1 protein-coding gene is annotated in these 18,592 nt (G+C 72.2%); it reads right to left on the reverse strand.

Features of this window, described 5'->3' with window-relative positions; translation table 11 throughout:
* Window positions 1-18,588 (reverse strand): SDR family NAD(P)-dependent oxidoreductase, encoded by an 18,588-nt coding sequence (locus AC3IX6_RS06970; protein ID WP_489369361.1) that lies wholly within the window; start codon window positions 18,586-18,588, stop codon window positions 1-3.
* Window positions 18,589-18,592 lie beyond the last annotated feature (4 nt).

An 18,592-nucleotide genomic window follows, 5' to 3' on the forward strand; every position in this document is an offset into this window, starting at 1 on the left:
CTACCTGCCGAGTTCGTTGTCAAGTGCTGCGAAGAGTTCGTCGTCGGTTGCCAGGCCGAGATCGGTGTCGGTGTCGCCGGAAGCGCCGTCCACCGTCCGAAGCAGGCCGCGCAGGCGCGCGGCGTACGTTCCTGCCGGTCCGTCGCCGTCCGACGGGGCGGCGGCCGAGAGAGCGGCCTCCAGTGCGTCCAGGGCGGCCTGGACCGGGTCCGCCGCTTCGCCGACCAGTTCGCCCCGCAGGTGCTCGGCGACGGCTTGTGTGGTCGGGTGGTCGAAGACGAGCGTGCTGGGCAGCCGCAGTCCGGTGGCGGTGTTCAGCCTGTTGCGGAGTTCGACCGCGGTGAGCGAGTCGAAGCCCAGGTCCAGCAGTCCGCGCTGGACGTCGATCGTCCGCGGGGCCGGGTGGGCCAGGACGATGCCGACCTGTTCCCTGACGAAGTCGAGCAGCTGCTGCTGCTGCTCCGCCGCCTCCAGGCCCGCGAGCCGCTGCGCCAGCGGGATCTCCGCCGGAGCGGAGGCCCTCCGGGTGGCCCGGGGCCCGGTGCGCACCAGGCCCCGGTACAGCTCGGGCAGTGCGTCCCCGAGGGTGCGCAGGACCGCGAGGTCGAGTGCCACGGGCGCGAGCACCGGCCGGGTCCCGGCCCCGCCGTCGGCTTGTGCCGTCCCGCCTGCGCTCAGGGCCGTGTCGAGGGCCGCGAGTGCCTGGCCGGTCGGCATCGGGAGGATCCCGGTGCGTGCGAGCCGGGCGCGGTCGGCTTGGTCGAGGTCGTTCGCCATGCCGTCCTGCCACATGCCCCAGGCGAGGGACACGGCGGGCAGGCCGTCGGATCGCCGGTGTTCGGCGAGCGCGTCCAGGAAGGTGTTGCCGGCGGCGTAGTTGGCCTGTCCGGCGTTGCCCACCAGGCCGGCGACGGAGGAGAAGAGGACGAAGTCCGTCAGCTCCGGTCCGGCGGTCAGCTCGTGCAGGTTCCAGGCGGCTTCCACCTTGGGCCGCAGGACCCGGGAGAGGCTCTCCGGGGTCGTGGCCTCCAGCGTGGAGTCCTCGATGACTCCGGCCGCGTGCACGACCGCGGCGAGCGGGTGCTCGTCCGGGATCGTGGCGAGCAGTGCGGCCAGCGCGTCGCGGTCGGCCGCGTCACATGCCGCGACCCGTACGTCCGCGCCGAGTGCCGTCAGTTCGGCGACCAGGTCCTGTGCCCCGCCGCGCCGGCTGGTGAGCAGCAGGTGGCGGGCGCCGCGGGCGGTCACCAGGTGCCGGGCGACCTGGGCTCCGAGTGCGCCGGTGCCACCGGTGATCAGCACCGTGTGCTCGGGGTCGAACGCGGCCCCGGCGTCCGGGGTCCGGTCCGGTTGCAGGTCCGGGTGCGGGGTCCGGTCCGGGTGCGGGACCTTTGCGAGCCGGGTCACGTAGGCCTGTCCGTCGCGCAGTTCGAGCTGCGGCCGGGGGTCGGCCAGGGCTGCTGCGAGCAGCTCGCGGCCGGCCGGCGGTCCGGCCGTGATCACGTGCTGGAAGCGTCCGGGGTGTTCCGACGCGGCGGTCCGCATCAGCCCGGACAGCGCGCTGTGCGCCAGTTCCCCGGTGCTGAGCACGGCGAGCCGCGTTCCGGCCGGTGCGTCGGTGGCGAGCCACTCCTGCAGGACGGCCAGCACCTCCTCGGTGACCTGGCCGGTCTCCTGCGGAGCGGCGGGGCGTACCGGAAGGACGACCACGTCGGGTGCGGCGGCGCCGTCCGCCGTCGAGGCCGCGAAGGCGGCGAGGTCGGCGTGGTGTTCCGCGAGGAGCCCGAGGTCGGTCGAGCCGAGGACCGCGAGGGTCGTGCCGCTCCCGGCGGGGAGTTCCACGGCGGCCCGTTCCACCCCGTACACGTGCTGGTCGGCGGGGCGGGACAGCGCGGTCCCCGCCGGCAGGGCCCGCAGTGCGAGCGATGCGACGGTGGCGACCGGTGCGCCCGTGTCGTCGGCGAGGGTGACGGCGACGGTTCCGTCCGGGCCGGCCGACAGCTTCACCCGCAGGGTGTCGGGCCGTGACCCGGTCAGCTGGACGCCGCCGAAGGAGAAGGGGAGCCGGAGTTCGGCCGTCTCTTCCAGGAGCAGCGCGTGCAGCGAGGCGTCGAACAGTGCCGGGTGCAGGGCGAATCCGTCGGGGTCGACGGGCAGCCGCACTTCGGCGTAGAGGTCGTCGCCCGACCGCCATGCCGCCTGGAGGCCCTGGAAGGCGGGGCCGTAGCCGTAGCCCTGGTCGGCGAGGCGGTCGTACAGGTCCTCGACGGGCTGCGGTTCGGCGCCGGCCGGAGGCCAGGACGCAAGGTCGGGGTCGGGGTCGGGGCTGACGCCGAGGGCGGCCACGACGGTTCCGGTGGCGTGCCGGTTCCAGACGTCGCCGTCCCGGTCCCCGCGCGAGTGGACGGCCAGGGGCCTGCGGCCGTCCTCGTCGGGGCCGCCGACGGTGATCTGGAGTTGGAGCAGTCCCTCGTCGGGAAGGACCAGGGGCGCCTGCAGGGTGAGCTCCTCCAGGCGCTCGCAGCCGAGTGCGGCGCCCGCGTGCAGGGCGACCTCCACCAGGGCGGTGCCCGGGAGCAGGAGGGTGCCGGAGACGGTGTGGTCCGCGAACCACGGGTGGCTGCGGGCCGAGATCCGGCCGGTGAACAGGACACCGTCGGAGTCGGCGAGCGGAACCGCGGCTCCGAGCAGCGGGTGCCGTGCGGAGTCCAGTCCGGCCGAGCTGACGTCACCGCCGCCGGGCCCTTCCGTGAGCCAGTAGCGCCGGCGCTGGAACGGGTAGGTCGGCAGGTCCGCGGTGGGTCCGGCGTTCTTGCCGAACAGTGCCGGCCAGTCCACGGGCACCCCCCGGACGTGGGCGTGGGCCAGGGCCGTGACGGCGGTGTGTGCCTCCGGGCGCCCGCCGCGCAGCATCGGCACCAGGAGGGATCCCTCGTCGAGGAACTCCTGCGCCATCGCGCTGAGCACGCCGTCCGGACCGAGCTCCAGGAAGGTGCGTACGCCTTCGGCGTGCAGGGCGCGTGCCGCGTCCAGGAAGCGCACGGGCCGGCGGACGTGCCGCACCCAGTACTCGGGCGTGGTCAGTTCCTCGGCGCCGACCGGCTGCCCGGTCAGGGTGGAGACGATCGGGATGGTGGGTGCAGAGAACGCGAGTCCCTTCGCGACCGTCTGGAACGCGTCCAGCATCGCGTCCATGTGCGGGGAGTGGAAGGCGTGGCTGACGCGCAGCCGCTTGGTCTTGCGCCCCCGGGCCGCGAGTTCGGCTCCGATGGCATCGACGGCTTCCGCGTCGCCCGAGAGCACCACGGAGGTGGGGCCGTTGACGGCGGCGATGCCGAGCAGGTCCTCCCGTCCGGCGAGCAGCGGGAGCAGCTCCTGCTCCTCGGCCTGTACGGCGAGCATCGCGCCGCCGGCGGGCAGTGCCTGCATCAGCCGGCCACGGGCCGCGACGAGCTGCGCCGCGTCGGCCAGCGAGAGGACGCCGGCCACGTGCGCGGCGGCCAGTTCACCGATGGAGTGGCCTGCGAGGAAGTCCGGCCGTACCCCCCAGCTTTCGAGGAGCCGGTAGAGCGCGACCTCGGTGGCGAACAGGGCGGCCTGCGTGATGCCGGTCCGGTCGAGGGGCGCGGGGTCCTCGCCGAAGAGGACGTCGAGCAGCGGCGTTTCCAGCCACCGGTCGAGCTCTTCGCATACGGCGTTCAGGGCCTGGGCGTAGGCGGGGTAACCGGTGTACAGGTCCCGGCCCATGCCCAGCCGCTGGCTGCCCTGGCCGGTGAAGAGGAAGGCCGTACGACCTTCCACGGGGGTGCCCCGCACGGTCAGTGCCGCGAGTCCGTCGACCGCCTCCGTGGTGGTGGAGGCCACCACCACGGCGCGGTGCGCCAGTCCGGCGCGCCCGACGGCCAGGGTCCGGCCCGTCGAGGCCAGGTCGGGCTGCCCGGTGTCGGCGAGGGTCGCGCCCACCTGGTCGGCCTGCGCCAGCAGGGCCGCGTCGTTGTGTGCGGACAGCACCAGCGGCACGACCGGCATCGGCTCGGCCGGCGGGAGCGTCGCCCCGGTCGGCGGCTGCTCCACGATGACGTGGGCGTTGGTGCCGCTGATTCCGAAGGAGGACACGCCGGCCCGGCGCGGCCGCTCGGCCTCGGGCCACGGCACCGTCTCGGTGAGCAGTTCCACCTCGCCGGAGGACCAGTCCACGTGGGGGCTGGGCTCGTCGATGTGGAGGCTCTTGGGAAGGACCCCGTGCTGCATCGCCATGACCATCTTGATGACGCCGGCCACACCGGCGGCGGCCTGGGAGTGTCCGATGTTGGACTTCAGGGAGCCCATGAGGAGGGGCGACGGACGCTCCTGCCCGTAGGTGGCGAGGACCGCCTGGGCCTCGATCGGGTCGCCCAGGGTGGTGCCGGTGCCGTGGGCCTCCAGCGCGTCCACGTCCGCGGTGGTCAGACCCGCGTTGGTCAGGGCCTGGCGGATCACCCGCTCCTGCGACGGCCCGTTGGGGGCGGTGAGGCCGTTGCTCGCGCCGTCCTGGTTGACGGCGGTTCCGCGGATCACGCCGAGGATCCGGCGGCCGTTGCGCTGTGCGTCGGAGAGCCGCTCCAGGAGGAGGATTCCGGCGCCCTCGGCCCAGGCCGCCCCGTCCGCCCGCGCGGAGAAGGACTTGCACCGGCCGTCCGGCGCCAGTCCGCGCTGCCGGCTGAACTCTACGAACAGGGTCGGTGCGGCCAGTACGGTCACACCGCCGGCCAGGGCCAGCCCGCACTCACCGCTGCGCAGCGCCTGGGCGGCGAGGTGGAGCGCGACGAGCGAGGAGGAGCAGGCGGTGTCGACGGTGATCGCCGGACCCTGCAGGCCGAAGGTGTAGGCGACCCGGCCCGAGGCGACACTGACCGTGCTGCCGACCGACAGGTAGCCCTCCAGGCCTTCGGGGGCGTCCTTCAGGCGTGCCGCGTAGTCGTTCGCCATGACACCGGCGAACACACCGGTCTGGCTGCCCTTGAGCGAGGTCGGGTCGATGCCCGCCCGCTCGAAGGCCTCCCAGCAGATCTCCAGCAGCAGGCGCTGCTGCGGGTCGATGGCAGTGGCCTCGCGGGCGCTCACCCCGAAGAGCTCGGGGTCGAACTGCGGGGCCTCGTAGAGGAATCCGCCGTGCCGGGTGTACGAGGTGCCCAGGTGGTCGGGGTCCGCGTCGTACAGGCCGTCCAGGTCCCAGCCGCGGTCGTCGGGGAACGGGCCGATGGCGTCCCGCTCGTCGGACAGCAGCGACCACAGCTCCTCGGGGGAGGTGACCTCGCCCGGGTAGCGGCAGGCCATCGCCACGATCGCGATCGGCTCGTCGGAGGCGCCGGCGACCGGTTCGGCGACGGCCGCCGCGGCGGGCGCACCGAGCAGTTCGGTGCGCAGGTAGCCGGTCAGCTCGACCGTGTTCGGGTAGTCGAACACCAGCGTCGCGGGCAGCTTCAGGCCTGCGGCCGCGTTCAGCCGGTTGCGCAGTTCCACCGCCTTGAGCGAGTCGAAGCCCAGCTCGTTGAAGGCGCGGTCGGGCGCCACCTGGTCGGAGTCGGTGTGCCCCAGTACGGAGGCCACCACGCCGCGGACCAGTTCGAGCAGGGCACGCTCCTGGTCCTGCGGGGCCAGGGCCGCCAGGCGTTCCCGGAGGGAGTTGCCGCCCGTCTGCTCGCCGGCGGCGGCGCGCCGTGCCGGGCGCACCAGACCGTGGAAGAGCTCGGGGAGCGTGCCGTCCTCGCTCTGTGCCCGCAGTCCGGCGTAGTCCAGCAGTGCCGGGACGAGCACCGGCCGGCGGGTGGCGAGGGCCGCGTCGAACAGCGCCAGCCCCTGCTCGCTGCCGATCGGGGCGATGCCGCTCCGGGACATGCGGGCGAGGTCGGCGTCGTTCAGGTGACCGGTCATCCCGCTGCCCTCGGCCCACAGGCCCCAGGCCAGGGAGGTGCCGGGCAGGCCCAGGGCCTGGCGGTGAACCGCGAGGGCGTCCAGGTAGGTGTTGGCCGCCGCGTAGTTGGCCTGTCCCGCGGCGCCGACCGTACCGGCCAGCGAGGAGAACAGGACGAAGGCGTCCAGCCGCAGGTCCGCCGTCAGCTCGTGCAGGTGCCGGGCCGCATCGACCTTGGGCCGCAGTACGGTGTCCAGCTGCTCGGCCGTGAGGGCCTGCAGCGTGCCGTCGACGAGGACGCCGGCGGTGTGCAGGACCGCGGTGAGCGGGTGCTCCGCGGGGATCGCCCCCAGCATCGCGGCGACGGCGGCGCGATCGGCCGTGTCGCAGGCGACCACGGACACGTCGGCTCCGTGTGCGGTGAGCTCCGCCTCCAGTTCGAGCATGCCGGCGGCCTCCCGGCCGCGGCGGCTCGCCAGCAGCAGGTGCCGTACGCCGTGTTCGGCGACGAGGTGGCGGGCGAACAGCTGGCCCAGGGTGCCGGTGGCGCCCGTGATGAGCACGGTGCCCTCGGGGTTCAGGGCGGGCACGGTGTCGCCCGTCGTGGGCGACTTGACGAGGCGCGGTACGAGCAGTGCCCCGTCCCGCAGGCTCACCTGTGCTTCCGGTACGGCCAGCGCACGGCCGAGCTCGGCCTCGGAGAGGTCCCAGTCCGTCAGGTCCAGCAGGCCGAACCGGCCGGGGTTCTCGGCCATGGCGGTACGCACCAGTCCCCAGACGGGAGCCGATCCGAGGCCGGCCTCCGTGCGGGCGGTGGTCGCGTCACGGGTCACGAAGACCAGGCGCGAGTCGGCGAACCGCTCCTCGGTGAGCCATGCCTGGGCCAGCCGCAGGGCGCGGTGTGCCGCGGCGCCGGGGCCGTCCTCGCCGGGGAAGGGGACCACGACGAGTTGCGGGGTTCCGACGATGCCGGCGAGGTCCGAGTAGCTGCCCAGGGGGGCGGGCAGACCGTGGCCGGTCTCGTCGAGGACGGCCCACTCGGCGACCGGGGCGGTCTGCGGGGCGGTGGTCCACTCGACCTGGAGCAGCGGCCGGCCGGGGGTGCCCGAGCCGGTCAGCTGCGCGGGGTCGACGGCCCGCAGGCTGAGCGTCCGCACCGAGGCGATCGGCGCACCGCTCGCATCGGCGAGGGACAGGGCGGTGCCCGAGCCCTCGGGGGTGATCCGTACGCGCAGCACGCTGGCGTTCACCGCGTGCAGCCGTACTCCGGTCCAGGCGAACGGCAGCACCAGGCGGCCGTCCTCCGCGAGCGCGAGCGGGTGCAGGGCGGCGTCGAGGAGGGCCGGATGGATCCCGAAGTCGCCCAGGGGGACGTCCTTGGGGAGCGCGACTTCGGCGAACGTCTCCTGTCCTGCGCGCCACAGCGCCCGCAGGCCCTGGAAGGTGGGTCCGTACTGGAAGCCCCGCTCGGCGAGCGTGTCGTACGCCGCCGTCAGGTCGACCGGCTCGGCGCCGGCCGGGGGCCACGCCGTGTCGGCCGGTACGCCCGCCGGTCCTTCCGCGTGGCCCAGTACACCGGTGGCGTGCAGGGTCCACTGGTGGACGGGGGCGTCGTCGGACTCGGGCTCCGGGCGGGAGTGGACCGACAGGGCGCGCCGGCCCTCCTCGTCCGGAGCCTCGACCACGACCTGGAGCTGTACTCCGCCCCGGCCTGCCAGCACCAGCGGTGCCTGCAGGGTCAGCTCGTCGAGCTGGTCGAGGCCCGTGTGGTCACCCGCACGGATGGCGAGGTCCACGAAGGCGGTGCCGGGGAGCAGTACGGTGCCGGCCACGGCGTGGTCGGCCAGCCAGGGCTGCGTGTTCAGGGCGATCCGGCCGCTGAGGACCAGCTTGTCCTCGTCGGCCATCCAGAGCGCGGCGCCGATCAGCGGGTGCCGCTCGGCGGCCATGCCGAGCCCGCCCGCGTCACCGGCGAGCGCCGGGCCCTCCAGCCAGTGCCGTCGGCGCTGGAAGGGGTAGGTCGGCAGGTCGACGACCGCGCCGGGTCCGCCGGTCACGGCGGCCCAGTCGAGCGGGGCGCCCGAGACGTGGGCCTGCGCCGCGGAGGCGAGGAAGTCGTCGAGTCCGCCCTCGTCACGGTGGAGCGAGGGCACGGTGACGGCGCTGTCGTACGCGCTGTCGTCGATGGTCTCCTGGAGCGCGATGGTCAGCACCGGGTGGGCGCTGGCCTCGATGAAGACGCGGTGGCCCTGTTCGAGCAGGGTCAGCGTGGCCTCTTCCAGCTGGACGGTCTGGCGCAGGTTGCGGAACCAGTAGGTGCCGTCGAGCTCGGTGCCGGCCAGCGGCTGCCCGGTGACGGTGGACAGGAAGGGCACCTTGACGGGGCGCGGGGTGAGCGAGGACAGGGCGTCCAGGAGCTCGTCCCGCAGGCTTTCGACGTACGCGGAGTGGGAGGCGTAGTCGACGGGGATGCGCTTGGCGCGCACATGGTTGGCCTTGCAGTGGGCGATCATCTCCTCCAGAGCGGTCACCTCGCCGGCGACCACGACGGAACGCGGGCCGTTGTGTGCGGCGATGTCGATCGCGCCGCCCCAACGGGTGATGAGCTCACGAACCTCCTCGGCCGGCAGCGCCACCGAGACCATGCCACCCGTACCCGCGAGCTTCACGATCGCCCGACTGCGCAACGCCACGACCTTCGCCGCATCGTCCAGGGACAGTGCCCCCGACACCGCCGCCGCCGCGATCTCACCCTGCGAATGGCCGATCACCGCGTCCGGCTCGATGCCCACCGACCGCCACAACGCGGCCAAGGACACCATCACCGCCCACAGCGCCGGCTGGACCACATCCACCCGGTCGAAACCAGGCGCGCCCTCAACACCACGCAACACATCAAGCAGTGCCCAGTCCGCGAACGGAGCCAACGCCCGCTCGCACTCCACCAGACGCGCGGCGAACACCGGGGAGGAGTCGAAGAGTTCCAGCGCCATGCCCTGCCACTGCGAACCCTGACCCGGGAACACGAACACCGTCTTGCCCGCACCGGAGACCGCGCCCTGCACCAGATTCGCCGCCGAACCGCCCGAAGCCAGCGCCTCAAGACCCGCCAGCAACTCATCCCGGCCCGTGCCCGAAACCGATGCACGGAAGGGGAGATGCGGAACCCGCGTCGCGAGCGCCGAAGCCACCCGCACCGGATCCACCAACTCCGAAGCCAGCAGCTCACGCACCTGACCGGCACGCGCCGCCAGCGCCGCCTCGCTCTTCGCCGACACCACCAGCGGAAGCCCCACCACCACCGGCTCATCGACCTCGACCGGCTCCGGGCCCTGCTCCAGGACCACGTGGGCATTGGTGCCACTGATACCGAAGGAAGAGACGGCCGCACGGCGCGGACGCGACAGCTCGGGCCACGCCCGGTGCTCGGTGACCAGCTCCACGGCGCCCGTCGACCAGTCGACGTGCGGGGTCGGCTCGTCCACGTGCAAGGTCGCCGGAAGCTCCCCGTTGCGCATCGCCATCAGCATCTTGATGATGCCCGCCACACCCGCGGCGGCCTGCGTGTGACCGATGTTCGACTTGATGGATCCCAGACGCAGGGGCTCGTCGCGGTCCTGGCCGTAGGTGGCCAGCAGCGCGTTGGCCTCGATCGGGTCGCCGAGCCGGGTACCGGTGCCGTGCGCCTCGACCGCGTCCACCTCGTGCGGAGCGAGGCGGGCGTTGGCGAGGGCCTGGCGGATGACGCGTTCCTGCGAGGGCCCGTTGGGGGCGGTGAGGCCGTTGCTCGCACCGTCCTGGTTGACCGCGGAACCGCGGATGACGCCGAGGATGTTGTGCCCGAGGCGCTTCGCGTCCGACAGGCGCTCCAGCACCAGCATGCCCGCGCCCTCGGCCCAGCCGGTACCGTCCGCCGAAGCGGCGAAGGACTTGCAGGTCCCGTCCGGGGACAGGCCGCGCTGACGCGAGAACTCCACGAAGGTCGTCGGGGTGGACATCACCGTGACGCCGCCGGCGAGGGCCATGGAGCACTCGCCCTGGCGCAGGGCCTGAGCCGCCAGGTGTACGGCCACCAGCGACGAGGAACACGCCGTGTCCAGCGTCACCGCAGGACCCTCAAGGCCGAACGTGTAAGACACCCGCCCCGACAGGACACTCGCGATCGTCCCCGTCAGCAGATGCCCCTCGAAGCCCTCCGGAGCACTGCCCAGCCGCGACCCGTAGTCGTTGTACATCACACCGGCGTACACACCGGTCGAGGAGCCGCGCAGCGAGGCAGGATCGATGCCCGCCCGCTCCAGCGCCTCCCACGCGACCTCCAGCAGCACCCGCTGCTGCGGGTCGGTCGCGATCGCCTCGCGCGGGCTCAGCCCGAAGAACTCGGCGTCGAACTCGGCGGCTTCGTAAAGGAATCCGCCCTTGCGCGTGTACGACTTGCCGATCTTCTCGGGGTCCGGATCGAAGAGGACCTCCACGTCCCAGCCGCGGTCGGACGGGAACTCGTCGATCGCGTCCCGGCCCTCCGCCACGAGCCGCCACAGGTCCTCGGGCGAGGCGACCCCGCCCGGATAGCGGCAGCCCATCCCGACCACCGCGATCGGCTCGTCCATTCCCGGCGCATGGGCGACGACCGACGGGGTGGCGGCCGTTCCGGTCGCGTCGAGCTGGTCCAGCAGGAAGTCCGCCACGGCCCGGGGCGACGGGTGGTCGAAGACGAGGGTGGTGGGCAGTCGCAGCCCGGTCACCGAGTTGAGCCGGTTGCGCAGTTCGACACCGGTGAGGGAGTCGAAGCCGGTGTCCTTGAAGGCCTTGGCCGGGTCGATGTCGGCGTTGGCTCCGTGCCCGAGGACCAGCCCCACGGTCTCCCGTACGGTCTGGAGCACGGCCTGCGCGCGCTCTTCCGCGCCCAGTGCGATCAGCCGCTGGACCCACGACGAGTCGGCGCCGCGGGCGGCACCGGCCGCCTGGCGGCGGCGGACCCGGACCAGGCCGGTGAACAGCTCGGGAAGCGCGTTCTCCTCGGCGCGGGCGCGCAGGGCGCCCAGGTCGAGTTCGGCGGGGACCAGCAGCGGCTCCGCCGAGGCGAGCGCCGCATCGAACAGTTCGAGACCCAGTTCGGGCGTCAGCGGGACGATTCCGCTCCGCTTCCACCGCGCGACGTCGGCGTCGGCGAGGGTTCCGGCCATGCCGTCGGCGCTGTCCCACAGGCTCCACGCGAGGGAGGTGGCGGGCAGGTCCTGGGCGCGGCGGTGTTCGGCGAGGGAGTCGAGGAAGGTGTTCGCCGCCGCGTAGTTGGCCTGGCCGGCGTTGCCCATGAGTCCCGCGATGGACGAGAACATGACGAACGAGGCAAGGCCGAGGGACTCGGTGAGGCGGTGGAGGTTCCAGGCGGCGTCCACCTTGGGACGCATCACCCGCTCCAGATGACCGGCCGACAACGACGAGACCGTCGCATCGTCCAGCACACCCGCCGTGTGCACCACGGCCGTCAACGGCCGCCCGACCGCAACCTCGTCCAGCAGCCCCGCCAACGCATCGAAGTCCGACACGTCACACGCCGCGACCTCGGCGCGAGCGCCCAACTGCGCCAGCTCCGCCACGAACTCCGCCGCACCCGGAGTCTCACCACCACGACGCGACACCAACAACAGATGCCGCGCACCGTGATGCGAAACCAGCCGACGCGCCACCAGACGACCCAACGTCCCCAGAGCACCGGTCACCAAGACCGTACCCTCCGGATCCAACCCCTCCACCACACCCGCAACCGCACCCGCGGCACGAGCAAGCCGCGGCACGAACAACCCACCACCACGCACCGCCACCTCGGGCTCACCCGAAGCCAACACCGCCGGCAGCAACTCCAGACCACCCTCATCGAGGTGGACGAGGACCAGCCGGCCCGGCTGCTCGGTCTGCGCGGTACGGATCAGGCCGACGAGCGGGGCCGTGTGCAGCGCCCCGTCCGGCACGACGAGGACGAGCCGACTCTCCGCGAGCTGCGGTGCAGCCAGCCATTCCTGTACCGCCTCCAGCCCGCGCGCCGCCGTGGCATGGGTCCGGGCGAGTACATCACCGGTGGCGCCGGCGACGAGTTCCTGCTCGCCGATCACCACGAACTCCGGTACGGCCGAACCGGCGTCGACCGCGGCTCCGAGCGCGGCAAGGCCTGTGTAGGGCGCCTCGCCCAGCCGGACCCACCGCTCGTCGGCGACCGGCCCGGCCGTCGGGACGGCCTCCCAGGCCAGTCGGTACAGCGACTCCACGGCCGGACCGGCCACGGCGAGCTGATCGCGGGCGATCGGCCGCAGGGCGACCGACTCGATCGCCGCCACCGGAGCGCCGGCCCCGTCGGCGAGGGCGAGGCGGGCCGTGTCCTGTCCGGTACGGGTCCAGCGGACGCGCAGCACCGTGGCACCGACCGCGTGCAGTACAAAGCCGGAGAACGAGAAGGGGAGACGGATCGTGCTGTCGTCCTGCGCCGCGGCCGCGGCCTCCAACACCAGCGGGTGCAGAACCGCGTCGAGGAGAGCGGGGTGCACGCCGAAGCGAGCGGCTTCGCCGTGCAGCCGGTCGGGCAGGGCCACCTCGGCGAAGACCTCGTCGCCCGCGCGCCAGGCGGCGCGCAGGCCGTGGAAGGCCGGCCCGTAGCCGTAACCCAGTTCGTCGAGGCGGTCGTAGACGCCGTCCAGCGGGATGACGGTGCCATCGGCCGGGGGCCACTGGTCCAGGGACACGCCCGGCGAGGGGACGGAGGACGTGAGCAGGCCGGCCGCGTGGGCGGTCCACTGCTCTTCGCCGGTCCGCGAGTACACCGTGAACTGCCGGTCGCCGCGCGCATCGGCCCGGTCGACGGTCAGTCGCAGCTGGGCACTCGCCGTCGACGAGAGGGCCAGGGGTGCCTGGAGGGTGAGTTCCTCGACGGTGGCGTAACCGAGCTGCTCGGCCGCGGCGCCCGCCAGCTCCAGGAACACCGTCCCCGGAACCAACACCGTCCCACCGATCGCATGATCAGCCAGCCACGGATGCGAAGACAACGACACCGACGCCGAGAACTGCACCGCGTCACCATCAGGCTCCGTGATCACCGCGGCCAACAACGGATGATCCACAGCCGTCAGACCCAGACCCGCCGCATCACCAGAACGCGGCGCATCCAACCAAAAACGCTCACGCTGGAACGCGTACGTCGGCAAGCCCACGACTGCGGAGCCCGGCAGGAAGCCCTCCCAGTCCACACCCACACCGTGCGTGTGCACGGAAGCCAGGGCGGCGAGGAGGGAGCGCTTCTCGACACGGTCCTTGCGAAGCAGAGGGACCACGACGGTGCCCTCGGTGTCGGCCAGGCATTCGTTCGCCAGACCGGCCAGGGTGCCGTCCGGACCCAACTCCACGAACGCCGTCACGCCGAGACCCGCCAGGGTCGCGATGCCGTCGGCGAAGCGGACGGCCGAACGCGCCTGCACAGCCCAGTACTCGGCCGTGAACCCCTCGATCAACTGCCCCGTGACATTCGAGACCACCGGGATCCGCGGAGCCGAATACGTCAGCTCGCGGGCTACCTCGGTGAGCTCGCCCAGCATTGCGTCCAGGTGCGCGGAGTGGAAAGCGTGACTCACCTTCAGCCGGGTCGCCTTCACACCCTCGGCGCGGGCAATCTCAAGGACCTCGAGAACAGCCGCCTCGTCACCCGAAATCACCGTGCTGCCAGGGCTGTTGAACCCCGCCACATCCACACCCGAACGGCCCTCAAGCCAACCGGAAACCTTCTCCTCACCCGCATTCAGGGCCACCATCGCCCCACCCTCGGCAACACCGTCCATCAGACGCGCCCGCGCACACACAAGCCGCGCAGCGTCCTCAAGCGAGAGCACACCCGCAACATGGGCGGCGGCGAGCTCGCCGACGGAGTGACCCACCAGATAGTCCGGCGTCACGCCGTAGTGAGAGAGGAGACGGAAGAGGGACACCTCGATCGCGAACAGCGCCGGCTGAGTGAAACCGGTGCGCTGAAGCAGCTCCGGCTCACCCTCAATCACCCCGGCAAGCGAACGATCCAGGTAAACGTCCAGCGCCGCGACAACCTCATCGAACGCCGCCGCGAACACCGGCTCCGCCGCATACAACTCACGCCCCATCCCCACACGCTGACTGCCCTGCCCAGAGAACAAGAACGCCACCGAGCCGGCCGAGACGGGCCCGCCCGGGATCAGCGTCCGCAGTCCGTCGAGGAGCTCCTCGCGGGACTCCCCCACCACCACCGCACGGTGATCGAAACGAGCACGCGACACCGCCAGCGAACGACCCACCGCCGCGACATCCAGCTCCGGACGCTCCTCCAGGAACGACACCAGCCGACCCGCCTGCTCCGACAGAGCAGCCCCCGTCTTGGCGGACACCACCCACGGCACCGGACCCGAAACAGACGGCCCCTCCACCGGAGCTTCGATGTCCGCGGCCTGTTCGACGATGAGGTGCGCGTTGGTACCGCTGATGCCGAAGGACGAGATGCCAGCCCTGCGCGGGCGGTCGAGCTCCGGCCACTCCTGGGCCTGGGTCAGCAGCTCCACCGTGCCCGCCGACCAGTCGACGTGCGAGGTCGGCTCGTCAGCGTGCAGCGTCGCGGGGAGAACCCCGTTGCGCATGGCCATGACCATCTTGATCACGCCCGCGACGCCCGCCGCGGCCTGCGTGTGACCGATGTTCGACTTCAGCGAGCCGAGTCGAAGCGGCTCTTCGCGGTCCTGGCCGTAGGTGGCGATCAGGGCCTGTGCCTCGATGGGGTCGCCGAGCTTGGTACCCGTGCCGTGCGCCTCCACCGCGTCCACCTCGGACGCGGACAGGCGGGCATTGGCCAGCGCGGTCCGGATGACCCGCTCCTGGGAGGGCCCGTTGGGGGCGGTCAGACCGTTGCTCGCACCGTCCTGGTTGACGGCGGACCCGCGGATCACCGCGAGGACCTGGTGGCCGTTGCGCTCCGCGTCCGACAGCCGTTCCAGCACCAGCAGACCCGCGCCCTCGGCCCAGCCCGTACCGTCCGCGGCCGCCGAGAACGCCTTGCAGCGTCCGTCCGGCGACAGCCCGCGCTGACGGGAGAACTCCACGAACATGCCGGGCGTGGCCATCACGGACACACCGCCGGCGATCGCCACGGAGGACTCGCCCTGGCGCAGCGACTGCGCGGCGAGGTGCAGCGCCACGAGCGAGGACGAGCAGGCGGTGTCGACCGTGACCGCCGGACCCTCCAGCCCGAAGGTGTAGGCCAGCCGACCCGAGGCCACGCTGGCGGTGTTGCCCGTCAGCAAGTAGCCGTCGTATCCGCCGGACGGCTCGTGCAGCCGCGGCCCGTACTCCTGCGCCACGGCGCCCACGTACACGCCGGTACGGGTGCCGCGCAGCCCGGCGGGGTCGATGCCCGCCTGCTCGAAGGCCTCCCAGGCCGTCTCCAGCAGCAGCCGCTGCTGGGGCTCCATCGCCGCCGCTTCGCGGGGGCTGATCCCGAAGAACTCGGCGTCGAACGTGTCCGCGTCGTGCAGGAAGCCGCCCTTGGCGACGGAGGACTTGCCGGCACGGTCCGGATCGGGGTCGAACAGCGCGTCGAGGTCCCAGCCACGGTTGGTCGGGAATCCGTCGATGGCGTCGAAGCCGCTGCTGACCAGGCGCCACAGGTCCTCGGGCGAGGCGATGCCGCCCGGGAGCCGGCAGGCCATGCCCACGATCGCGATCGGCTCGTCGAGCGCGACGGCCTCGTACGCGTCGTCGTCCTGGTCCAGGCCGAGGAGCTGGTCGCCGAGGTGCTCGGCGAGGACGGAGGGGGTCGGGTAGTTGAAGAGGAGGCCGGCGGGCAGGGCGAGCCCGGTGGCCGCGTTCAGCGCGTTGCGCAGCTCGACCGATGAGAGGGAGTCGAAGCCCAGGTCCTTGAAGGTCGTGTCGACGTCCACGTCGCGGGCGGAACCGTGGCCGAGCACGGCCGCCACGTGCGCACGGACCAGTTCGAGTTCGTCGCCTCGTGGGGCGGACCGCTTCGGCTCGTTCCGCCGCGCGGCGGCGGGCCGGACCCGTACCGGCTCGTTCGCCGAGCCCTCCAGCCAGTAGGGCTGCCGCTGGAAGGCGTACGTGGGGAGCTCGACGACTGCGGAGCCCGGGAGGAAGCCCTCCCAGTCCACGCCGACGCCGTGCGTGTGCACGGAAGCCAGGGCGGCGAGGAGGGAGCGCTTCTCGACACGGTCCTTGCGAAGCAGAGGGACCACGACGGTGCCCTCGGTGTCGGCCAGGCATTCGTTCGCCAGGCCGGCCAGGGTGCCGTCCGGACCCAACTCCACGAACGCCGTCACGCCGAGACCCGCCAGGGTCGCGATGCCGTCGGCGAAGCGGACGGCCGACCGCGCCTGCACAGCCCAGTACTCGGCCGTGAACTCCTCGATCAACTGCCCCGTGACATTCGAGACCACCGGGATCCGCGGAGCCGAGTACGTCAGCTCGCGGGCTACCTCGGTGAGCTCGCCCAGCATTCCGTCCAGGTGCGCGGAGTGGAAAGCGTGACTCACCTTCAGCCGGGTCGCCTTCACACCCTCGGCGCGGGCAATCTCCAGGACCTCGAGAACAGCCGCCTCGTCACCCGAAATCACCGTGCTGCCAGGGCTGTTGAACCCCGCCACATCCACACCAGTACGGCCCTCAAGCCAACCGGAAACCTTCTCCTCACCCGCATTCAGGGCCACCATCGCCCCACCCTCGGCAATACCGTCCATCAGACGCGCCCGCGCACACACAAGCCGCGCAGCGTCCTCAAGCGAGAGCACACCCGCAACATGGGCGGCGGCGAGCTCGCCGACGGAGTGACCCACCAGATAGTCCGGCGTCACGCCGTAGTGAGAGAGGAGACGGAAGAGGGACACCTCGATCGCGAACAGCGCCGGCTGAGTGAAACCGGTCCGCTGAAGCAGCTCCGGCTCACCCTCGATCACCGCAGCAAGCGAACGATCCAGGTGCACATCAAGAGCAGCGACAACCTCATCGAACGCCGCCGCGAACACCGGCTCCGCCGCATACAACTCACGACCCATACCCACACGCTGACTGCCCTGCCCCGAGAACAAGAACGCCACCGACGCACCCGGCACCACACGACCGGACACCACACCAGCCGCCGGCACACCCGCCACCAACGCCCGTACACCCTCAAGGAGTTCCTCACGGGACTCCCCCACCACCACCGCACGGTGATCGAAACGAGCACGCGACACCGCCAGCGAACGACCCACCGCCGCGACATCCAGCTCCGGACGCTCCTCCAGGAACGACACCAGCCGACCCGCCTGACCCGCCACGGCGTCGACCGACTTGCCCGACACCACCCACGGCACCGGAACCGAATCGGGCTCGGCGACAGCAGCGGGCTTCGCGGCGGGCTCGGCGTCGCTCACGTCCGACAGGACGACGTGGCAGTTGGTGCCGCCCATGCCGAACGAGCTCACGCCTGCGTAGAGCGGCTGGTCCGGGCGCGGCCACGGTTCGCGGCTCAGCTGGACGGAGAGCTTCAGCTCGCCGAGGGGGATCTCCGGGTTGGGGGTCTCGAAGTTCAGGCTCGGCACGAGCTCGCGGTTGCGGATGCAGAGGGCGGTCTTGAGCAGACCGACGATGCCGGCGGCGCCCTCCAGGTGCCCGACGTTGGTCTTGACCGATCCGACGCGCAGTTCGGTGCCGTCCACGCGGCCGTCTCCGAGTACCGAGCCCAGGGCCGAAGCCTCGATCGGGTCGCCGAGCTTGGTTCCCGTGCCGTGCAGTTCCACGTACTGCACCTGGTCGGCGGAGACTTCGGCGCGCTGGTAGGCCTGGCGCAGGACGTCCTGCTGGCCGGCCGGGCTCGGCACGGTGAGGCCTTCGGTCGTGCCGTCGTTGTTCATCGCGCTGCCGTGCAGCACGCAGTAGACCGGGTCTCCGTCGGCGATGGCGGCGGACAGCGGCTTGAGGACGACGAACGCGCCGCCCTCGCCGCGCACGTACCCGTTGGCCCGCGCGTCGAAGGTGAAGCTGAGGCCGTCCGGGGACAGTCCGCCGAACTTCTCGGCGCCGATGGTGCTGTCCGGCACCAGGTTGAGGTTGACACCGCCGGCGATGGCCATGGAGGACTCGCCGCGGCGCAGGCTCTCGGCGGCCAGGTGCACGGCCACGAGCGAGGAGGACTGGCCGGTGTCCACGGCGGCGCTGGGTCCGTGCAGGCCCAGCGTGTAGGAGATCCGGTTGGCGATGATGCCGCGGTTCAGGCCGGTCAGCGTGTGGTGGGTGATGCCCTCGATCCCGTACTGACGGGTGAGGGCGGCGTAGTCGTCGGCGATGACGCCGACGAAGACGCCGGTCCGGCTGTCGGCGAGGCCGGACGGGAGGATCCGGGCGTCCTCCAATGCCTCCCACGCGAGTTCGAGCATCAGCCGCTGCTGGGGATCCATGGACGAGGCCTCACGCGGACTGATGCCGAAGAAGCCCGCGTCGAATCCGCTGACGTCCTCGAGGTAGCCTCCCGGCCGGGAGGGCAGTTCGGGACGGCCCGCGGGCGGCTCGCCGATCGCGCTGCGGCCGTCGCGCAGCAGCTGCCACAGCTGGGCGGGGTTCTCCGCGTGCGGCAGCCGGCAGGACATTCCGACGATGGCGATCGCTTCGGCCGATGTCGACGTGTGCGCCTGGAATTCACCCATGGTC

Source organism: Streptomyces sp. GL_141 (assembly GCF_057834385.1).